Origin of the sequence: Candidatus Rhodobacter oscarellae, from assembly GCF_001078595.1 — a bacterium.
Lineage (GTDB): Bacteria > Pseudomonadota > Alphaproteobacteria > Rhodobacterales > Rhodobacteraceae > Rhodobacter_B > Rhodobacter_B oscarellae.
Genome location: NZ_LFTY01000002.1, coordinates 1147838 through 1166822, shown reverse-complemented (window position 1 = coordinate 1166822; position 18985 = coordinate 1147838). Strand labels below are relative to the sequence as shown.

At 62.1% G+C, this 18985-nt stretch carries 21 protein-coding genes; 16 read left to right on the top strand and 5 right to left on the bottom strand.

The genetic code is table 11. From position 1 onward, the window contains the following. Positions 1 to 22 precede the first annotated feature (22 nt). The 4 genes from AIOL_RS10570 (at position 23) to AIOL_RS10555 (ending at position 3412) form a co-directional block, all read left to right on the top strand. The gene (locus AIOL_RS10570; RefSeq protein ID WP_049642943.1) at positions 23 to 523 is read left to right on the top strand and encodes a GNAT family N-acetyltransferase; all 501 of its coding nucleotides are present in this window, start codon (positions 23 to 25) and stop codon (positions 521 to 523) included. Between the two features lie 345 nt (positions 524 to 868). Next, positions 869 to 1417, top strand: coding sequence for a thioredoxin family protein (locus AIOL_RS10565; RefSeq protein WP_049642942.1), 549 nt, complete (start codon positions 869 to 871; stop codon positions 1415 to 1417). Between the two features lie 148 nt (positions 1418 to 1565). Next, positions 1566 to 2099 carry a hypothetical protein gene (locus AIOL_RS10560; protein WP_049642941.1) on the top strand — a complete coding sequence of 178 codons (534 nt, stop codon included), beginning with the start codon at positions 1566 to 1568 and terminating at the stop codon, positions 2097 to 2099. A gap of 608 nt (positions 2100 to 2707) precedes the next feature. Beyond that, positions 2708 to 3412 carry a hypothetical protein gene (locus AIOL_RS10555; protein ID WP_049642940.1) on the top strand — a complete coding sequence of 235 codons (705 nt, stop codon included), beginning with the start codon at positions 2708 to 2710 and terminating at the stop codon, positions 3410 to 3412. Here the strand turns inward: AIOL_RS10555 and AIOL_RS10550 are convergent. After that, the gene (locus AIOL_RS10550; protein ID WP_082152534.1) at positions 3409 to 4248 is read right to left on the bottom strand and encodes a heme-dependent oxidative N-demethylase family protein; all 840 of its coding nucleotides are present in this window, start codon (positions 4246 to 4248) and stop codon (positions 3409 to 3411) included. The two genes, AIOL_RS10555 and AIOL_RS10550, sit on opposite strands and share 4 nt — an antisense overlap. Continuing rightward, a complete protein-coding gene (locus tag AIOL_RS10545; protein ID WP_049642939.1) occupies positions 4245 to 5432 on the bottom strand; it encodes a class I SAM-dependent methyltransferase in 1188 nt (395 codons plus the stop codon). Before AIOL_RS10545 ends, AIOL_RS10550 begins: the two co-directional genes overlap by 4 nt. A 109-nt stretch (positions 5433 to 5541) precedes the next feature. On the opposite strand from AIOL_RS10545, the gene dddP reads away from it, so the two are divergent. The 8 genes from dddP (at position 5542) to AIOL_RS10505 (ending at position 14241) form a co-directional block, all read left to right on the top strand. After that, positions 5542 to 6888 (top strand): dimethylsulfonioproprionate lyase DddP, encoded by a 1347-nt coding sequence (dddP, locus tag AIOL_RS10540; protein ID WP_049642938.1) that lies wholly within the window; start codon positions 5542 to 5544, stop codon positions 6886 to 6888. Positions 6889 to 7066: 178 nt separating this feature from the next. After that, positions 7067 to 7636 (top strand): GNAT family N-acetyltransferase, encoded by a 570-nt coding sequence (locus AIOL_RS10535; protein WP_049642937.1) that lies wholly within the window; start codon positions 7067 to 7069, stop codon positions 7634 to 7636. 484 nt (positions 7637 to 8120) lie between these two features. Next, positions 8121 to 9281, top strand: coding sequence for an MFS transporter (locus AIOL_RS10530; protein WP_152912479.1), 1161 nt, complete (start codon positions 8121 to 8123; stop codon positions 9279 to 9281). 479 nt (positions 9282 to 9760) lie between these two features. After that, a complete protein-coding gene (locus AIOL_RS25020; RefSeq protein ID WP_152912478.1) occupies positions 9761 to 9997 on the top strand; it encodes a hypothetical protein in 237 nt (78 codons plus the stop codon). Positions 9998 to 10450: 453 nt separating this feature from the next. Beyond that, positions 10451 to 11536, top strand: a complete 1086-nt coding sequence (locus AIOL_RS24405) for a phosphotransferase (protein WP_082152532.1) — start codon at positions 10451 to 10453, stop codon at positions 11534 to 11536. A 456-nt stretch (positions 11537 to 11992) separates the two neighbouring features. After that, positions 11993 to 12316, top strand: a complete 324-nt coding sequence (locus AIOL_RS25900) for a hypothetical protein (protein WP_235438974.1) — start codon at positions 11993 to 11995, stop codon at positions 12314 to 12316. A 75-nt stretch (positions 12317 to 12391) separates the two neighbouring features. Further along, positions 12392 to 12784, top strand: a complete 393-nt coding sequence (locus tag AIOL_RS25895) for an endonuclease/exonuclease/phosphatase family protein (protein WP_235438972.1) — start codon at positions 12392 to 12394, stop codon at positions 12782 to 12784. Positions 12785 to 13023: 239 nt separating this feature from the next. Then, the gene (locus tag AIOL_RS10505) at positions 13024 to 14241 is read left to right on the top strand and encodes a bifunctional alpha/beta hydrolase/OsmC family protein (protein ID WP_049642932.1); all 1218 of its coding nucleotides are present in this window, start codon (positions 13024 to 13026) and stop codon (positions 14239 to 14241) included. Positions 14242 to 14486: 245 nt separating this feature from the next. On the opposite strand, the gene AIOL_RS10500 is transcribed toward AIOL_RS10505, so the two are convergent. Continuing rightward, positions 14487 to 14909, bottom strand: coding sequence for a DUF6314 family protein (locus AIOL_RS10500; RefSeq protein ID WP_049642931.1), 423 nt, complete (start codon positions 14907 to 14909; stop codon positions 14487 to 14489). Further along, positions 14906 to 15232, bottom strand: coding sequence for a hypothetical protein (locus tag AIOL_RS10495; protein ID WP_235438970.1), 327 nt, complete (start codon positions 15230 to 15232; stop codon positions 14906 to 14908). The genes AIOL_RS10500 and AIOL_RS10495 overlap by 4 nt, the downstream gene beginning before the upstream one ends. Before the next feature lie 80 nt (positions 15233 to 15312). Here AIOL_RS10495 and purB point away from each other — a divergent pair, with 80 nt between their 5' ends. The 3 genes from purB to AIOL_RS10485 all read left to right on the top strand — a co-directional run bounded on the left by purB (position 15313) and on the right by AIOL_RS10485 (position 17568). Further along, complete coding sequence (gene purB / locus AIOL_RS10490) at positions 15313 to 16614, top strand: adenylosuccinate lyase (RefSeq protein ID WP_049642929.1); 1302 nt, start codon at positions 15313 to 15315, stop codon at positions 16612 to 16614. 100 nt (positions 16615 to 16714) lie between these two features. Beyond that, complete coding sequence (locus AIOL_RS25715) at positions 16715 to 16882, top strand: carbohydrate-binding module family 14 protein (protein ID WP_200898750.1); 168 nt, start codon at positions 16715 to 16717, stop codon at positions 16880 to 16882. A gap of 149 nt (positions 16883 to 17031) precedes the next feature. Further along, positions 17032 to 17568 (top strand): tetratricopeptide repeat protein, encoded by a 537-nt coding sequence (locus AIOL_RS10485; protein WP_049642928.1) that lies wholly within the window; start codon positions 17032 to 17034, stop codon positions 17566 to 17568. A gap of 70 nt (positions 17569 to 17638) precedes the next feature. Here AIOL_RS10485 and AIOL_RS10480 read toward each other — a convergent pair whose 3' ends face one another. Next, positions 17639 to 18226 carry a biotin transporter BioY gene (locus tag AIOL_RS10480; protein WP_049642927.1) on the bottom strand — a complete coding sequence of 196 codons (588 nt, stop codon included), beginning with the start codon at positions 18224 to 18226 and terminating at the stop codon, positions 17639 to 17641. Between the two features lie 103 nt (positions 18227 to 18329). Between AIOL_RS10480 and AIOL_RS10475 the strand changes: the two genes are divergently transcribed. Continuing rightward, positions 18330 to 18983, top strand: coding sequence for an SDR family NAD(P)-dependent oxidoreductase (locus tag AIOL_RS10475; protein ID WP_049642926.1), 654 nt, complete (start codon positions 18330 to 18332; stop codon positions 18981 to 18983). The last annotated feature ends 2 nt before the right edge of the window (positions 18984 to 18985 follow it).

Genomic DNA, 18985 nt, shown 5'->3' with positions numbered 1-18985 from the left:
CGAAATGAATTGAGTGTCCCCCATGGCGAGACCAGAGTTCGAATTCCGGTTTGCGAAGCCTCAGGACCATGCAGCGCTCGCTGACCTTATGCTCGAGGCAAACCGTCACTATTGGGGTGACGTCGAGAACGCAAAAGAGATGACGTCAAGAGCCGCCGAGGCCCTCGTGAGCGGCCGAACCGGGTGCCAAGCGGTCCTTGCCTGTGAGGCGGGCCTTCTCAAAGGCTTTGCGACGGTATGTGTTCTGCTCCCAGCAGTGAATGAACACGGCACATTCTTTATGAAGGACCTGTTTGTCTCCGAACGCGCGCGCGGCACCGGCTTGGGCAATCTCTTCATGCGCCACTTGGCCCGGCACGCGGTGGAGTTGGGATGCCACCGGTTTGACTGGACGGCAGAGACAGACAACCCCCGCGCGGTTGCGTTCTATGATGACCTCAAGGCCGAACGTGTTGCCGAGAAGGTCTATTTTAGGTTCAGCGACGCAAATCTGCGCGCCTTCGCTGGCACCGGCAAGGACTGAGCGCCCGCCGGGGAGCGGACATGCGGCGCCCCTCATGGTGCGTCAGCAAGCACGCTTAAGGTGGTGATCTCACGCATCTTCCCCCGATCACGCCACAACGCCCGCACCACCGCGCGCTCTGTTAATCCACCGGTTTGCCCGACAAGGTGCCATACGCAAGGCCGACGTTTTGCCGACGCTTTGCCGACACGCCCAAACCTCATGAAATGCTGGCCTTAACCCCCGATTCGCCGCGAGCCGCCACGAATCCGCCGCGCGGTGCGTTAAGACCTGAGTAACCGTCTCGGCCAGCCCCTCGCCAAGGCGCCGCCGCTGCGCTAGCCTGCACCCAAAAGGAGACCGCTTATGCCCGCAGCCACGCCACCCGTTTGCGACTTTGACTGGCCCGCCCCCGATTTCAGCCTGCCCGGAACCGACGGCAAGACCCACAGCCTTGCAGATGTCAAAGGCGAGAATGGCACCTTGGTCTTGTTCATCTGCAACCACTGCCCCTTTGTGATCGCGATCCTGGACAAGCTGGTGCGCGATGGGCGCGACCTGCAGGCGTTGGGCGTCGGCGTGGCGGCGATATGCTCTAACGACGCGACCTCGCACCCCGCCGACAGCTTCCCCAACATGATCAAGCTGGCCGAGGCGCAGGCCCTGCCCTTCCCCTACCTGCATGACGAGGACCAATCCGTGGCCCGGGCCTATGGCGCGGTCTGCACGCCGGACTTCTTCGGCTTTAACGCGGATCTCGGCCTGCAATATCGCGGCCGCCTGGACAGCGCCGGCATGTCGCGCGACCCTGACGCGCCAAGGGAGCTCTTTGCAGCGATGCAGCGCGTGGCCGAGAGCGGTCGTGGTCCCGCCGAACAGGTCGCCTCTATGGGATGTTCGATAAAGTGGCGCTGAGCCTTCGCTGAGTGCTTACGCATTATTAACATTTTAGTCACCAATTTGGTGCATTCGGCCAGATTGTTTCACGGCCTCGCCACAGTTTTTGCGCAATCCGCCAGTACCTTGCGGCCTAACGTATTGGAAAAGCGCGGAAAGTGATAAAGTGCAGAGCAGTGCAACCCTATTCTATGCCACCCCTCCAGAGCACGTCTTTGACCGCCTCGGCGATGACTTAACCGAAGCGTTTAAGGAGACCGGCATCACACCGCGCGCAGAGTTCACCTCCTCGACGGATGCGGCTTACTCCATCGACGCGCTGCGCGTGGCGGTCTCGCATGTCCCCATGGCGGTTGATTTGCACCCGATCCTGCGGGCCCATGCGCGCAGCTCCCACGGCCAGGCGCCCGCCTGTTTGCGGCGCTCGCTGCTCGAGCACCGCGCGGCGGTGTTCATCCAGGTCTCCGGCTCGGCGGAGGCCGCCCACGAGGCCACCCGCCTTGCGATCTGCTACATCGCCACCGCCGGGCTGATCCGCCGAACGCTGCCAGAGCTCATCAACTGGACCAAAAGCGGCGCACTTTACACGCCCGCCGAGTTCTTTCAGCAAACCGGCGATGAGGCCCCCTCGGTGGAGCAAGCGCCGGCACCCGCGCCCGTCGCGAATTTGGACAGCCCGGTGGTGGGCCACGTCGCCTAGAGGCCAACTTGAGCCCAAGCTGAATGACTTAAGCCGATTGTGCTGCGCCCGAGTTGCGAGACTTGGGCGAAATTATTCCCACCAGATCCGCGATAGCGACGCGCTGGTCGTCTCCGACGCCATGGCCAAGGTGGATACCCCCCCAATCTAGATCGTGAAGCCCCCACTAAGGCCCGCCGAAATTGCCGTCATCACGGCCGTGGGTCGTGGAGCGAACCCTCGCGTGACTATGCCGCTGGTTTGCAAAGGACTGTGAACGTTCCTTCGCCCCTGTTGAGGCGTGAACACCTATCGCAGCGATCCGGTGATCTAATGTTAACATCCTAACAAACGCCGCCCTGGAGTACTGAACCAGACTCTCTCAGTAAGACGCCAATCGAAGCTTAACAGGTCACATAGACTTCGCTCTATTGGTGGCAATGGCGCCACACTGATTACAAATGCCTATTCACAACATAATCTCGCGAAGGCCACATTCGCGCCAGGAACGTGAACAAAACCTTAACCCACCAAGAATGGTTGAAGGATTGCAAACAATGGACCGCAGAAGTCCCGCGTTCGAAGCAACGCTACTCTTAAAGACCACACCACAGGCCAAACACACTAGAATGACGGCCGAAGTAACTAAAACGATCGAGGCAAACACCAAGGCCAAGTGCGAAGCAGAGAAGTTAGACAGGCAAAACTTCCTGTTCAAGACCTCGGCCGTCAAAGTTCTTGTGGCGGTTCGGCCAGAGCCTTTGCCAATGGACGGTCTATTGGCCTGCGGCACGGCATCGGACCGCGAAACGCTTGCCACCAGAGTGCTGGACTCCAACGCCAGCGTGACGGTGCTGGTGATGCAGTTGGACGTGGTGCCAGGCCAGGTGCTGCGGCATCTCTGCGTCGCGATTGCCCAGAAAATCCACGCCATTTACCCCGCCGACCTGCTCTTTTGGAGCGACACCGAGACACTGCTGGGCTGCGAGGAGTTCGACCAGCTTAGCGCATTCGCTGCGGATCCGGCGGAGGAGGACAGCCTGGAAAAGACAATCGCTTCGCTCAAGGCCTCCCGACCGGCGCAATGGGACACAGGCACCCCAGAAATGAGCGAAGCGATGAAGGCCTGGTTCGAGGGCGGCGACGACGAGGCGCTCGGGTCCCATGAGCACGTGGAACAGAGCTTAAGCGAACTGGGGCTTTTGGCGGCCAGAGGCCTTGCTCAGAACTTTGTCGGTCAGGGCAGAGAATGCGCCGCGCGCCTGACTTTGGCATGCACAGCCGCCACCGTCAGCATGAGCAGCTACCCACGCATCACCGCGCTGGTCAGCTAGCCCACTGTGCCGCGCTCTTCGCCCAAGAGATGGGTGTGCTCGGCCAAGTGGCTCGCCAAGGCGGCCCGCTCTGCGGCGTCCATCGCGTCGCGATGCACCACCGATGTGTGGATCGAAAACGCCACCGCGCCGGTCCTTGGCAGCCGCAACAGGCATTGCCGCTCGGCGCGGATAAAAACCGCTTCGGCCTTGATCGGGCGGGAGCGGCGCGCATCCTCTGGGCGGGGCTGGAACAGTTCGAAATCGGCGTAGGGCAGGCAATTGGCGCGCATGATGGGCCGGTCCGCATGCAGCGCGTTGAACAGTCGCTGCACCCGGGTGGCGACGTTTTCGTCATAGCTTTCAACGGGTTCGTGGATGCCCACCAGCGGGCGCCCGATCTTTTCCGCCAGCGACCAGCTGGCCGGAAAGCACAAGATCGCGCCGGTCAGCACATGCTCGGAGCCCTGCTTGTCGAGCAGGCAGAAATCTTCTTGCACCAGCCGCCCCAGGGTCATGAGCGGCTCGGCACGCTCCAGTGCGACGGTCACTCCGTCCGGGCGGGTGACGGCGGCCTCCGCGACCTGGAAGCCGTCACGCGCACGCAACACCGCCAGCGCCATCTCTAGCAGCTCGTCCGCCGCGGCGCGCCCCTTGGGCAGCAGCGCATGGACCGCACCCGTTGCCTGCGCGATCAGCCGCTCTCGCAGCGCCATCTGGTCGGCAAAGGCATCATCCACCCGCATCCAATCATCCCTGGCAACTGGCCCGGTGCCTGGCAGCTTGGCGCCATTCGGAAACGACCAAGGCGGGTCAAGAAGCGCCCGTTGCAGGATGGGATTGGGCTGAATTTTCATGCGCTTAACACCCGCGAGTAATGCAGCATGCCCAGCCCGGTCAGCGCCGTCTCCACCGGCCCCCAGGCCGCGCCGAACGCGATCGGGTCCATTTTTGCGGCCTGTCGCAGCGCGGCAAGATTGCGGCGCCCGTTGACACCCGCAACGATCCCCGCGGCGGATTTCGGCAGCGCGATGTCGATGTCCTTGCCACCGGCGCTGGCGTTTATGCTGCCCTTTTGCGCGATGGCCCGCGCGAGCCTTGCCGGGTCCAGCCCGCGCAGATGCGGAATGGCCTCGGGATGGCCTTTGGGCGGCGCGACCCGGGCGCCCTTTTTGACCGCATAGACGGTGTGGACCTTAATTGTGCCGCGCAAGTCTTCGGAAAGTTGCATCTTTTCGGCGTCACCCAGCGTGTCGGGCAGCGCCCCAACCAGCGGCTCTGGATCATACTCAGCGGGCACCGGAACGCCCGCGAGTTCCAGCCCGGCGCGATCCAGGGCTGCCAAGAGCTCGGATATCCGGTAGGGCCGGTCCGAGCTGTGCAGCAGGAGGTCGTAGAAGCCTGCCTCGCTGGTGTTGTGGTCCACCAAATGGGGGTTGCGCTTGAACGGGTGCCCCTCTGGAATGGCCTGATAGACCTCCTGCGCACGGGCCAATCTATCCTGCGGGGCTAAACCCGCCGTCAACGCAGCGAACGCATCCTGAAGGGGATAGACACCGGACCGCCCGTGCGGGGCATAAACCATTAACCCGATGCCGCCGCCCGGGGCGAGCGCGCCGGCCAGCGCGTCAAAGCCGGCCTGTGGGTCCGGCAGGTGGTGCAGCACCCCGCAGCAGTCGATATAGTCGAACGGTCCGTATTCCGCCGCGTTCAGAATGCTTTGCGTGGTGAAGTTAATGCGCGTGAGGCGTCGCTGTGCGGCGCGATCCTCTGCGATCCGGCGGGCCGCCTGTGAGAGATCGAGATATGTCGCTTCATAGGCGCGCCCGGCGCTGGTCAGCATCTGCGCCAGCTGGATCAACCCGTCGCCCGTGCCGCCCCCCGCCGCCAGGAACCGCAGGGGCCGCGACCAGTCCCGCGCCCCGCCCCACAGCCAGTGGTCCATCTCGGGCGGGTAGCTGGGCGAACCGGTGATCAGCCGCTTGGCTTCATCCGCCGGGTCCCGCTCGGGATAGGGGAAGGCCTCGTATTGGGCGCGCATTTCGGGCTGGTTTTCTGGGGTCGGTTTCACATCATTCCCGCGTCGGTTTCTGGCCGGACTTTGCACCGTATGGGCGTAGCATTCCAGCCAGGGAGAAGGAAGCCAGGCCATGAACCAGCATCACCGCGACGCCCGCAAGATCGACCCCACAAGGGGCGCGACGCTGGGCGATGGCTCGCCCAATGACGCCAACCGGGTCGAGATCGGCCCCACCGAGCTGGCCTTTCGCGAGTGGGAGGCGGCGGGGCTGGCCCTGCCCAACCTGGCCGAGATGCGCCGCTACCGCTGGCAGCGCCTGGTCGGCCACATCCAGCAGCGCGACTACGGCGCGCTGGTGGTGTTCGACCCGCTCAACATCCGCTACGCCACCGACAGCACCAACATGCAGCTCTGGAACAGCCACAACCCGTTCCGCGCGCTGATCGTCTGCGCGGACGGGCATATGTGCCTCTGGGACTACAAGAACGGCATGTTCCTGAGCGCCTTCAACCCGCTGGTGGCAGAGGTGCGCACCGGGGCGGATTTCTTCTACTTCGACCGGGGCGACAAGATCGCCGAGGCGGCGGAGGTCTGGGCCGGGCAGGTCTGGGACCTCGTCCAGGAGCATGGCGGCGGCAACAGCCGCGTGGCCGTCGACAAGATCATGCTGCACGCCCTGCGCGCGCTCGAGGCCAAGGGGCTGGAGGTCATGGAGGGCGAGGAGCTGACCGAGAAGGCCCGCGCCGTCAAAGGCCCGGACGAGATCCTGGCCATGCGCTGCGCCAACGACGCCTGCCAGCAGAGCGTCAAGGCGATGGAGGATTTCGCCCGCGAGATGGGCCCCACCGGTACGGTGTCGGAGGATGAGATCTGGTCGGTGCTGCATGCCGAGAACATCAAGCGCGGCGGCGAGTGGATCGAGACCCGCCTGCTGTCCACCGGCCCGCGCACCAACCCCTGGTTCCAGGAATGCGGCCCCCGCAAGATGCAGAATAACGAGATCCTGTCCTTTGATACCGACCTGATCTCGAGCTACGGGATCTGCATTGATATCTCGCGCTCGTGGTGGATCGGCGACCAGAAGCCGCCGGCGGATATGGTCTATGCGATGCAGCACTCGGTGGAGCATATCCGGACCAACATGGCCATGCTGGGCCCCGGCGTGCGCATCGACGACCTGGTGGCGAATGTGCACAAGCTGGACGACCAGTTCTGGGCGCAGAAATACGGCTGCTTCATGCACGGGGTGGGCCTGTGCGACGAGTGGCCGCTGATCGCCTATCCCGACAAGTACGTGCCCGGCGCCTTCGACTACGCGCTGGAGCCCGGCATGGTCTTGTGCGTCGAGGTCGCCGCCGGCGCCGTGGGCGGCGACTTCACCATCAAGCTGGAGGACCAGGTGCTGATCACCGAGGACGGGTTCGAGAACCTGACCACCTATCCGTTCGACCCCGCGCTGATGGGGAACGTCAGCTAGCACCCCGGCGGCTATTGAACTCTAGCAAGAGGCAAGTTGGGCGGCGTCCGGTTCGAGCCAAATTTGACCGATGCTGCGGAGTGCTCGATAGTCAGATTGTTAGTTAACCATTCGGTCTGGCCGAACTTAGCCTACTGTTTTAAGCGACCATTCATTAGTTGGAAAAAAGGATGTTGCTATGGATTGCACCTTTACAATCAGAGAGATGTCGAAGGAAGATTTTAAACCTCTTTTCCAGCGCCATGTTCATGCAGCCTTTGCCGATGATCATTCTTACGCGTTGCGAGATGCACTTGATGACTCAGAGCAGGAGCAGATGCGAAAGCTGGACAGCAGGCTCGGCGAGGCTTTCGCACTATATTTGGGTGCATTCGACCCAGATGATCGTTTCGTGGGTTGGACTTGGGGCAAACAAGAACCCAAAGCCAAGTTTTGCATGGTAAATTCCGGTGTAATTGAAGAACAGCGGCGTAGAGGGATTTATAGCGCGTTGGTTCGATCGACAGTCGAAACGATCTCAGATCGCGGCTTTCAAGTCATCTACAGCCGTCACTGTGCGACCAACAACGCGGTCATCATTCCAAAACTCAAAGCCGGATTTGTTATCTCGAAGTTTGAGATTGACGATGCTCACGGAGTTCTCGTGCATTTGCACTACTACACAAACAAAGTGCGCCGCAAAGCCATGGACTACCGCACAGGTTCGTCCGCGCCGGACAATGATTTGAAGCGATTGTTCAAACTATGAGAGCGACCATTCATATCGCTTCTATTTACGGCAGCTTGGTCCCGCAGAGCCCCTTTTCGGTCTTCCGTGCGACCCCGGGGGGGCGGAACTCGCCAATGCGTCCCAATCCGCGAGGGACAGGCGGCCCACAACTCGGCCTTATCCGGATATGCAGCGATCGCTCGGTGTCGCATAAGCAGGATCGAACCGTCGATCAGGTTGGCCGGGACATCGGGCCTTCTCAGTCTAGTTCGGGGACCGGGTGCTGATCGCCCAGAATGGCTACGAGAACCTAACCACCTCCCCGTTCGACCCCGCGCTGATGGGGGGCGTCAGCTAGCCCTCCCGCGACTATTGAACGCTAGCGAGAGGCAAGATGGGCACCCGGTTCGAGCCCAGAGGCACCGATGCTGCGTCGTGCGCGAACGGCGGCTTTCCGTTTCGTGCAATATGTGTATCTTCCGACTGACCTTCAGAAACAAGTCAGTACGAGGACTGAAACTCTGTGACGACGGAGAAAAACAGCAAGCGCGTGCCATGGGTTCTTGCTTTGGGAATGTTTGTGATTGGCACGACGTCCCTTAGCATTTTGGGCTTGGGGCCCGCCTTAACGCGCGATTTGGCCGTGAGTCCTGCAAATGCGGGATGGCTCGTTACGGCGTTCGCTGCAACCTTCGCACTTTCGGCACCCCTGGCGCAGTTTACACTGGGACGCCGGTTCGCGCCGCGCGCGCTCATCCTCACAGGTGCGGGCGTTCTTGTACTCTCGCTGATTTGGTCAGCTCTGGCGACATCCTTCGACGCGCTTTTGGTTGCGCGCATCGCTTCCGCGTTTGGTGGCGCGTTAATTGCTCCGACCAGCGCCGCACTCGCCATCTCTTTCGTGCCCGACGACCGCCGGGGCGCGGTCTTGGCCGTGGTTTTTAGTGGGTTTACCCTTGCAACCGTCGGCGGCGTGCCACTTGCGGCCTGGCTGACCCTGCTATTGGGCTGGCGTGGTGCCATAGCCGGGATTGGTGTGGCCGCGCTTCTCTTTCTTGCCGTCGCGGCCATGTACCTGCCGCGCGACGGGGTGAAGGAAGGTGCGTCTGGACGGCAGAGGTCAGAATTTGTCGGCATCGTTGGCCCAGCCATCCTGCTCTTCGGGACCCTTGGAATGCTTTCAACCCAGTTTGTGGTCTATGCGCTCATGGGAGAATTGCTTGGGCAACAATTTCGGGTCAGTGACGCGGGCCTTCCAATCGCAATTCTTCTGTTCGGAATTCTGGGTGTCGCCGGAAATGCCGCCGCAGGGACGCTTTCGGGCCGCGTCGAAGCGGGGCGGCTAGTTTGGGCCAGTTTCGCTGGTCTCGCATTGCTCCTTGTCCTTATGACACTTGATCTGGGCCCATATCTGGGTGGGATAACTCTTGCTGGGTGCGCTTTCATGGGCACGCTATTTGCAACCCCACAACAGAACCGTCTTGTGACGCTGGTGCCCACGGAGCACCATGGCCTCGCTCTCGCGCTGAACTCTTCCGCGAGCTACTTGGGGATTGCGCTTGGCTCAGGAGCTGCGAGCGCGCTCGTCACTGGCTTCGGAATATGGATACTGCCCGTCGCTGCACTAGGTCTGCTAACAATGACGGCGATGGCTAACATCGCATTCATTGCCATCAACAAATGAAACTGGGCCAAACCACAGAGATGTATGGATGTAGATTGCGCATGCAGCCGTTGGCGCAACCGCAGCCAATTCACCCTTTGTCCGCGGAGCGCCTTTCGATCTTCAGTGCGACCGGGAGCAGTTTTGCCCGGACTCCCCAATCCGCGTGGGACGGGCCGCCCAAAAGTCGGCCTCATCCGGAAATTCAGCGATTGCTCGGTGTCGCATAAGCAGGATCGAACCGGCGATCAGGTTGGCCGCGACATCGGGCCTTCTCAGTCCAGCTCGAAGGCCAGGTGCTGATCGCCGAGGATGGCTAAGAGACCCGGACCACCTCCCCGTTCGACACCGCGCTGAAGGGGGACGTCAGCGAGCGCCCCCGCGGCTATTGAACTCTAGCGAGAGGCAAGACGGGCGCCCGGTTCGAGCCCAATTTGACCGATTCCTGTTGGCGCGATAGACAGCTTCCCCTGTCATATGAGTACAGGAAAGGCGCTGACGTGACGGAAATTGCTCAAGTTGAGGATCGGCTCTATGCGACCTTGGTGCCTGGCGCTCGCCAGATCAAAGTTTCTATGCTGCTCGTTAAAGCTTTCCCTCATTTGGATTTTCCTGCAGACGAAATCGTCAACTCTGCCTTAGCCACGCTCGCTGAACGACACGACGTCGAAATTTTCGGCGATGTCAATGAATGGCGGCACAGCGAAATATTACGGTTTGGCTCATTGAAATCTTGAACGGCAATTCTGTCCGCGGAGCCCCTTTTCGGTCTTCCGTGCGACCCCGGGGGGCAACTTGCCAATGCGTCCCAATCTGCGTGGGACAGGCCTCCCACAAGTCGGCCTCCTCCGGAAATGCAGCGATCGCTCGGTGTCGCATAAGCAGGAGCGAACCGGCGATCAGGTTGGCCCCGACATCGGGCCTTCTCAATCCAGCTCTAAGGCCAGGTGCTGATCGCCGAGGATGGCTACGAGAACCTAACCACCTCCCCGTTCGACGCCGCGATGATGGGGGACGGCCGCTGGCTCCCTCCGCGGCTATTGAACTCTCGCAAGAGGCAAGACGGGCGTCCGGATCAAGCCCAAGAGGCACCGATGCTGCATCGCGCGCGAATGGCGGCTTTACATCGCTTCAGATATTGGGTCAGCTATTTTCTTCATGATGATAAACGATTTCGCTGAGAGAGCCATTTGAAACCAGACCTGATCCCTCGGAGCGTTGAAGCAGTTAACCAAACCTGGTTGGAACACGCACTTTCTGGGGGTTTGCCGCTTCCGGCGTTCGATCTGCAAAAAATCGACGCGAACAATAGTAGTACAGCCCGTTTGGTTTTTGCAGATGACCCACAAGTCCAGCATATCCCTCGGTCATGCATTCTCAAGCTCTGTCCCGCAGGTCATGAATTCTTGGGGGCATCTGAGGTCAACTATTACAGGCGTGACTATGTCGGGCTGCCGGATGCTCCGATCCCGGAATGCTATCAGGCGGTTTGGGCGGGCGGTTCTACCGTGCAAAGCGTGGGGCAAAGCTATGCCTTGTTTCTTGAAGACCTGACTGCTGACCACATCGACCATAAGCAGATAGAACCAGTAGAGGCGCACGCGGCCAAGCTTGGTCATGCATTGGGGCAGCTGCACGCATACCGCTGGGGGCCCAGCGCCGACCCCGAAGGTCCACATGACCTGCAATCCGATTTTTGGCGGTTCCTTTCGCATGTATCCAAAGGCTTTGCACCGATACTGGATGAGCTGGGAGATACGCTCGACGCGGCCTCGCGCGCGAGGTTGACCAAGGTATTCGACACGGACGCTGATCGCATGCTTCAACGTGCGATGGCAGGCAAAGGGCTGACGCTTGTTCATGGCGATCCAAACCCGACGAATGTCCTGACCAGCAAATCGCGACGTAAAGATCGCCCGCGGCTCTATCTGATAGATCGGCAGCCCTTTCCATGGTCCTTGCGGCTTTGGTTGGGTGCCTCTGATCTCGTCTATGCAGTTGTGCCATTCTGGCCTGAAATGCATCGAAGAGCGCTTCAGAGAACGCTCCTGCATAGTTATCATCAAGCGCTCATAGCAAACGGGGTGCAGGCCTATTCGTTGCAAGACCTGCAAGAGGATTGGGAAATATGTGCCTGCATCGCAGCGCTTACGGCGATCGAATGGGGGGCCGATCCGACTTCGCTCAAAGAAATGAGGTGGCTTTGGGAGAAACAACTTCACAGAGCCCTTATTTTTCTTGAAGACTGCGACGCCGGGTTCACGACAGTTTGCTAAAGGGCCTTTCGCCCTCAGACAATATGCTGACATAGCCAGAAAGCGGCCCTTGGAGCAGCCGCAGCGAAATCTACGGGTGTCCGCAGAGCGCCTTTCGATCTTCTGTGCGATCGGGGGCAGTTTTGCCTAGGCTGCCCACAAGTTGGCCTCGCCCGGAAATGCAGCGATCGCTCGGTGTCGCATAAGCAGGATCGAACCGTCGATCAGGTTGGCCGGGACGTCGGGCCTTCACAGTCCAGCTCGAGGAACGGGTGCTGTTCGCCTACGACAGCTACGAGAACCTGACCACCTCCCCGTTCGACGCCGCGCTGATGGGGGACGTCAGCTGGCCCTCCCGCGGCTATTGACCTCTAGCAAGAGGCAAGATGCGCACCCGGTTCGAGCCCAGCTTGCAGTTTTCCTTCAATGCGGGGAAGGTCGGCTGCAAGTAAGTGGGGGGGATTGCTTGTGAAAGTAATGTGTCTAAACGGCTGGGGAGGAAAGCTGCACAGTGACCTTCTACCGTATGTAGAAACCTCAGCGCCCGACATCCTTTGCCTTCAGGAGGTCATTCACAGCCCCCAGACCCAGAAAGACTGGCTGACCTACCGTGATGATGATCACATTCTACCGCAGCGCGCCAATTTCTTCCGCGACGTCTGCCACGCCTTGCCCTATCATGTCGCGGTCTTCTGCCCGGCGGCGCAGGGCGTTCTTTGGGACGGGGATAGGTCGATCCCGTCGCAATGGGGGCTGGCGACCTTCGTGCATCGAGCCTTGCCCATAATTGGTCAGGTTTAGGGCTTCGTTCACAAGGGTTTCTCGCCGGTTGGCTATGGCGATCACCCCCGCTCCCGCAGCGCGCACGGTGTCAGGGTGTATGACTACACGGCCAAACGGGCCGTCAGCGTCACGCATATGCACGGGCTGCGCGATCTCAACGGCAAATTGGACACGCCCGAGCGCGCGGCGCAAGCCCAAAGGCTTCGTGATATGTCATCTCGCCTGTCCGAGCCGGAAGACGTGGTCGTGGTCTGCGGTGACTTCAATGTCGAACCGAACAGTGAGACCCTCGCGATCCTGGCGGATTCTGGGCTGACGGAGCTGGTGACGGGTCGCGGCTTCGAAGGCACACGAAATACGAAATACAAAAAGCCCGGACGGTTCGCGGACTACATGCTTGTGAACCAGGAAGAGGTCGTGAAGTCGTTCGACGTGATCCATGATCCCGAAGTCTCGGATCACTGCCCGCTTGTTCTCGGCCTATAGTGCCAAGAGCGTAGGCGGCGGCCCAACGCGCGAGATCGCCGCGATGGGCCGCCGCCGGATCTTCTCGCCGCGACTGGTGCCGCAAGTCGTGCTGCGCGCCTCACCATACGCCTGCTAAAGCGTCCTCACGTTTCGGCCGGTGATCCTCACCTTGCCGTTACAGCGCCGACATATGGGTTGCCGGTTGGGCTGGCTGTGGTCAGATAGAATGGCCAAACCAATGGCGGGAGAGCCAGCCCATGTCCACAGAGCGCGTCACATTCAAAGGTCACTCCGGCGATATGCTGTCTGCGCGCCTGGACTTGCCTGAGGGGCCGCATCTGGGCACGGCGCTTTTCGCGCATTGCTTCACCTGCGGCAAGGACATCCCCGCCGCGCGCCGCATCGCGGGGCGGCTGGCGGGCATGGGGCTGGCCGTGCTGCGGTTCGACTTCACCGGGCTGGGCCATTCCGAGGGCGAGTTCGAGAACACCTCTTTCACCTCCAATGTCAGCGATCTGGTGCAGGCGGCGGACTACCTTGCCGCGCGGGGCATGGCGCCGGGCATCATCATCGGGCACTCGCTGGGCGGCGCGGCGGTGCTGCGCGCCGCGGGGCAGATCGACAGCCTGAAGGCCGTGGTGACCATCGGCGCGCCCTATGACCCCGAGCATGTGACGCATAACTTCTCGGACGCGCTGCCCGACATCATCGCCAAGGGCGCGGCCGAGGTGAACCTCGGCGGGCGCCCGTTCCGCATCGGGCGCGACTTTGTGCGCGACGTGCAGGAGGAAAAGCTGGCGCCCGCCATCGGCGGGCTGCACCGCGCCCTGCTGGTGATGCACGCACCGCGTGACAGCATCGTCTCGGTCGACAACGCGGCGAATATCTTCATGGCGGCCAAGCACCCCAAATCCTTCGTGACGCTGGACAATGCCGACCACCTGATCACCCGCAAGGAGGACGCCGAATACGCCGCCGAGGTCATCGCCGCCTGGGCCGGCAAGTATCTGGAGATGCGCCCCCCCGCCCCGCCCATCGGCGCGCCCGAGGGCGTGGTGCGCGTGGCCGAGGCCGACCCGGAGGGCTTTCTGCAGGACATCAACCACGGGCCGGCGCATCACACCGTGGCGGACGAGCCGCTGGCCTACGGGGGCACCAATCGCGGCATGTCGCCCTATGGGTTCCTCTCGGCCGGGCTTGGGGCCTGCACCTCGATGACGATCCGCATGTATGCCCGCCGCAAGAACTGGCCGCTGACCAATGTCAGCGTCGACGTCACCCATGACAAGGTGCACGCCCAGGACGCCGAGGAGAACGGCGACACCACGCGCATCGACAGCTTCCACCGCGAGATCACGCTGGAGGGCGCGCTGGACGCCGAGCAGCGCAAGCGGCTCTTGGAGGTGGCGGATAAATGCCCGGTGCATCGCACTTTGGGCACCAGCTCCAAGATCACGACCGCCTTGGCGAATTAGTCAGGTTCGGAGGGGGCTCTGCCCCCGCCCTTCGGGCCCCCCGGGATATTTTTAGAACCGGAGAAGCCCAAAGCGTTCCGGCAAATCCGTTATGTGGACTGAAGGTCCGAGATGCGCGCAATCAGAGACGCGCTTCTTCGCTTCACCTTGTTCCAAATACGCAAAAACCACGCATGCGCCACGGCACACCGGTCAAATTGGAGCGTCGCCTCGCGCCCATCATAGAAAAGAGCGTGCGGAAGCACTCATTTTGGTAACGGTCCCGCGCGAGAGAAGGCGGAAACCATGGTGTAGTCCTTACGCGGGCCGGTGACGTGCCAGGTGGCGTGCCAATTCGGCCAGGCGGTGAAATCATATGCCACCTCATACCAATCCGGCGGGCAGTCATGGCTGGCCTCGGGCTGCGGTATGGTCAGATCCACAAAGTGGAACGGGCGCCCATCCGCAAAGAGCAGCTGCGCCCCCTGCCCGCTTTCGCGCCACAGATAGCGCCGCTCGGCGCGCATCTCCTGCCCGCCCAGGCTGAGCACCCCGTTCTCTGAGTATAGCAGCCCATCGGCGACCGGCGCGAACAGCGCCGCGCCCTCAAAGCGCCCCTTCTGCCCGGTCAGGTGGTCGTCGATCTCGCGGTCAATCCGCCAGCGGCCCTCAAACTCCGCCAGCCTCACTCGGCATAGACCCCATCGGTGAAGGACCCGTCCCCCGCGATGAACCGCAGCACGTCGCCGTCCCGCGCCATGTCGTAGCAGTCCCAGCCGTCGCCCGGCGGCCAGCTCGAGCAATACTGGTCCCCGCGCACCGCCCAGTAGCCCCAGCTGTCGCGCCCCGCGTTGTACAATGTCCGCCCCGAGGCGCGGAAATCCTGCCAGGCGTTGTCGTATTGCAGCTTACGGCCCTCCAAGGCGGCCTGGATCTGAGGCCCCGTCATCGGCGCCATCTCGGCCCAGGCCGGTCCCGCCAGCGCCACCAATACCGCGACCAGTCCACGCATGCGCCCGCCCTTCCCTTGTTCATCCATCACGCCCAGTCTATGACCGCCGCGACCCCGCCACAATTCAAGAAAGCGCGCGCATGATCCCTCGCTACTCCCGCCCCGACATGGTCGCCATCTGGTCGCCGCAGACCAAGTTCCGCATCTGGTACGAGATCGAGGCGCATGCCTGCGACGCGATGGCCGATCTGGGCGTGATCCCGCGCGAGAACGCGCAGGCGGTGTGGAAGGCCAAGGATGTCGAGTTCGACGTGGACCGCATCGACGAGATCGAGGCGGTGACCAAGCATGACGTGATCGCGTTCCTGACGCATCTGGCCGAGATCGTCGGCAATGACGAGGCGCGGTTTGTGCATCAGGGCATGACCAGCTCGGACGTTCTGGACACCACGCTGAACGTGCAGCTGGTGCGCGCCGCCGACATCCTGCTGGCGGATATGGACAAGCTCTTGGACGCGCTCAAGCGCCGCGCGATGGAGCATAAGGACACGCTGCGCGTGGGCCGCAGCCACGGCATCCACGCCGAGCCCACCACAATGGGGCTGACATTCGCGCGGTTCTACGCCGAGATGGACCGCAACCGCACCCGGTTGCGCACCGCCCGCGAGGAGGTCGCCACTGGGGCGATCTCTGGCGCCGTGGGAACCTTCGCCAATGTCGACCCGCGCGTCGAAGAGCATGTCTGCGCGCAGATGGGCCTGGCGCCAGAGCCGATCTCGACCCAGGTGATCCCGCGCGACCGCCACGCGGCGTTTTTTGCCTGCCTTGGCGTGATCGCCTCCTCCATCGAGAATATCGCGATCGAGATCCGCCACATGCAGCGCACCGAGGTGCTGGAGGGGGCCGAGTTCTTCTCGATGGGCCAGAAGGGCTCATCCGCGATGCCGCATAAAAAGAACCCCATCCTGACCGAGAACCTCACCGGGCTGGCGCGGCTGGTGCGCATGGCCGTGGTGCCCGCGATGGAGAACGTGGCGCTTTGGCACGAGCGCGATATCTCGCATTCCTCGGTGGAGCGCGCGATTGGGCCTGATGCCACGGTGACGCTGGACTTCGCCCTGGCGCGGCTGACCGGCGTGATCGACAAGATGCTGATCTTCCCCGAGAACATGCTGGAGAACATGAACAAATTCCCCGGCCTGGTGATGTCGCAGCGCGTCCTGCTGGCCTTGACCCAAGCCGGCGTCAGCCGCGAGGACGCCTATGCCATGGTGCAGCGCAACGCGCTGAAGGTCTGGGAGGAGCGCGTCGACTTCCAAGAGCAGCTCTTGGGTGACGCGGACGTGGTCGCCGCGCTTGGCGAGGACGCGATCCGTGAGAAGTTCGACATGGGCTACCACACCAAGCATGTGGACACGATCTTCGCCCGCGTGTTCGGTTGAAAGGCAAGGTAGGATGGGTTTCAAACCCATCCTACGCGAGTTTCCTTGTCCGGGACCTAATTCGTGCTACACTACCTAGCATTGAACAAGGAGACGCGTGATGAAGATCAAAACGACCTTGGCCGCCGCAATTCTGGTGCTCTCTCCAACATTCGCGATGGCGATGGGTTGCTCGGGCTATGGCCACACAGAGCAGGCCATGAGCTGCGCCGAGGGCACGGCCTTTGACGAAAAAACCGGCACCTGCATACCGGTCGTGACGGGATAGTCTCGGAACATCAACGGATTACAAAGACGCCGGGCGCCGAAACGTGCCCGGCGTTTGCTTTGAAACACGCGCTCAAGCATCTGTGATTGGATAGGAATGGCCCCTGCGGTGTTTCCTTTACACCAAACGCCAACAACGGAGTCCTCCCCATGCGTTCTATGATTCTCGCCACTGTTCTGGCCCTGCCGACCGTCGCTTTTGCCGCCGGGGGCGGCGATGACAGCGCCCCGACCCCGACCTCGGCCGAGAAGGCCTGCATGAAGCTGGGCAAGGTGCTGGCCGATGACGGCAAGACCTGCGTGGCGCCGAGCTCTGGCGCGCTGGATGACGCAGCGCTTTATCAGGCCGCGCGGGCCTTCGCCTATGCAGGGCAGTATCCCGAGACGCTCGCGGTGCTGGCCGCGATGAACGACGCGCAGGACGACCGCGTGCTGACCTATAAGGGCTTCGTGCACCGCAAGCAGGGCGATCTGGAAATGGGGAACGCCTATTACCGCCAGGCCATCGCCAAGAACCCCGATAACTTCCTGGCGCGCTCCTACATGGGTCAGGGCTTTGTCGAGGCCGGTGACCTTGTGGCCGCCGCGGCGCAGCTGAAAGAGATCCGCGCCCGCGGGGGTGCTGGCAGCTGGGCCGAGGTCTCGCTGACCAAGGCGATTGAGAGCGGCACGACCTACAGCTACTAGGATCCGCGCCAAAGAAAACGCCGCCGGAACGCGGGCCCCGGCGGCGTTTTTTTCGTTCTTTGATAGTGACTTAGGCGCGCTTCTTCAGGGCAACCCAGGCGCCCGACACGATCAGCGCCGCGATCACCGCCTTCACCGCGTCGCCGATGATGAAGGGCGACATGTACCAGGTCCAGATCGAGGCAAAGCTATCCGCGCCCCACTTGCTGGTGTCCAGGCCCAGCATCGCGTCCGCGCCCATCGCCCAGGCCACGCCGGGGATGTAGATCATCGCCGACAGCACCACGCCGGTGATCGCCAGCACCGCAAAGCTGCGCTGCCCGCGGTCGGTCACCATCCCCGCCAGGATGGCCATGAACACGAAACCGACCAAGAACCCCGCCGTGGGGCCAAAGAAGGCCACCCCGTTCATGCCCTTGGAAAACACCGGCAGCCCCATCGCGCCATAGCCCAGATAGGTCACCAAAGTGGCCCCGCCCAGCCGGGCGCCATAGGCGAAACCGATGGCCAGGATCGCCAGCGTCTGCAGCGTCATGGAGACCGGCCAGATGTTCACGCTGATCTGTGCGGCGACCGCGATCACAGCCGCGCCTCCAAGCACCAACAAAACTTGGGTCAATCGCGACATCGAGGGGAAGAGCGCGTGGCTGAGGGTCATGCTTCCTGTCCTTTTGTTAAGCTTGTCGTGCGGTATCCGGCAGCGAACCGCCCGTGTCAACCTGCCCCTTGTGGATGCTGGCGCCAAATGCGACAGGACCGCCATGTCTGTCTCTCATCTTGATGCCAAACCCATCCTGATCACGGGCGCCTCGCGCGGCCTTGGTGCCGCCCTGGCCGTGGAGCTCTCAGCGCGCGCGCATATCATCGCCGTGGCGCGCACGACCGGCGGTCTAGAGGAGCTTGATGACAGGATTCAGGCCGCCGACGGGTCTGCGACGCTGGCGCCGATGGATGTGACCGATGCCGGGGCCATGGCGCATCTGTGCCGGTCAGTCTTTGATCGCTGGGGCGGGCTTTCGATTTGGGTGCATTCTGCGGTCCACGCTCCGCCCCTGGCGCCCGCCGACCATATCGACGCAAAAGATCTTGCAAAAACGCTTGCCCTGAACGTCACGGCAACGGCGACGCTTATCCCGATGATCGCGCCTCTTTTGGGCGCGCAGGGCCAAGCCGTCTTCTTTGCCGATCCACATGCGGACGAGAAATTCTTTGGCGCCTATGCCGCTTCAAAGCAGGCGCAGATCGCACTGGCCCAGGCCTGGGCCGCCGAGACCGCGCGCAATGGCCCAAAAGTGCACATTCTAGAGCCCGCGCCCATGCCCACCGCCGTGCGCGCTCGCTTTTTTCCCGGCGAAGACACCGCCAGTTTGACCGTAACGCGCAGCGAAGCCGCGCGGCTGGCCGCCAAGTTCTGACC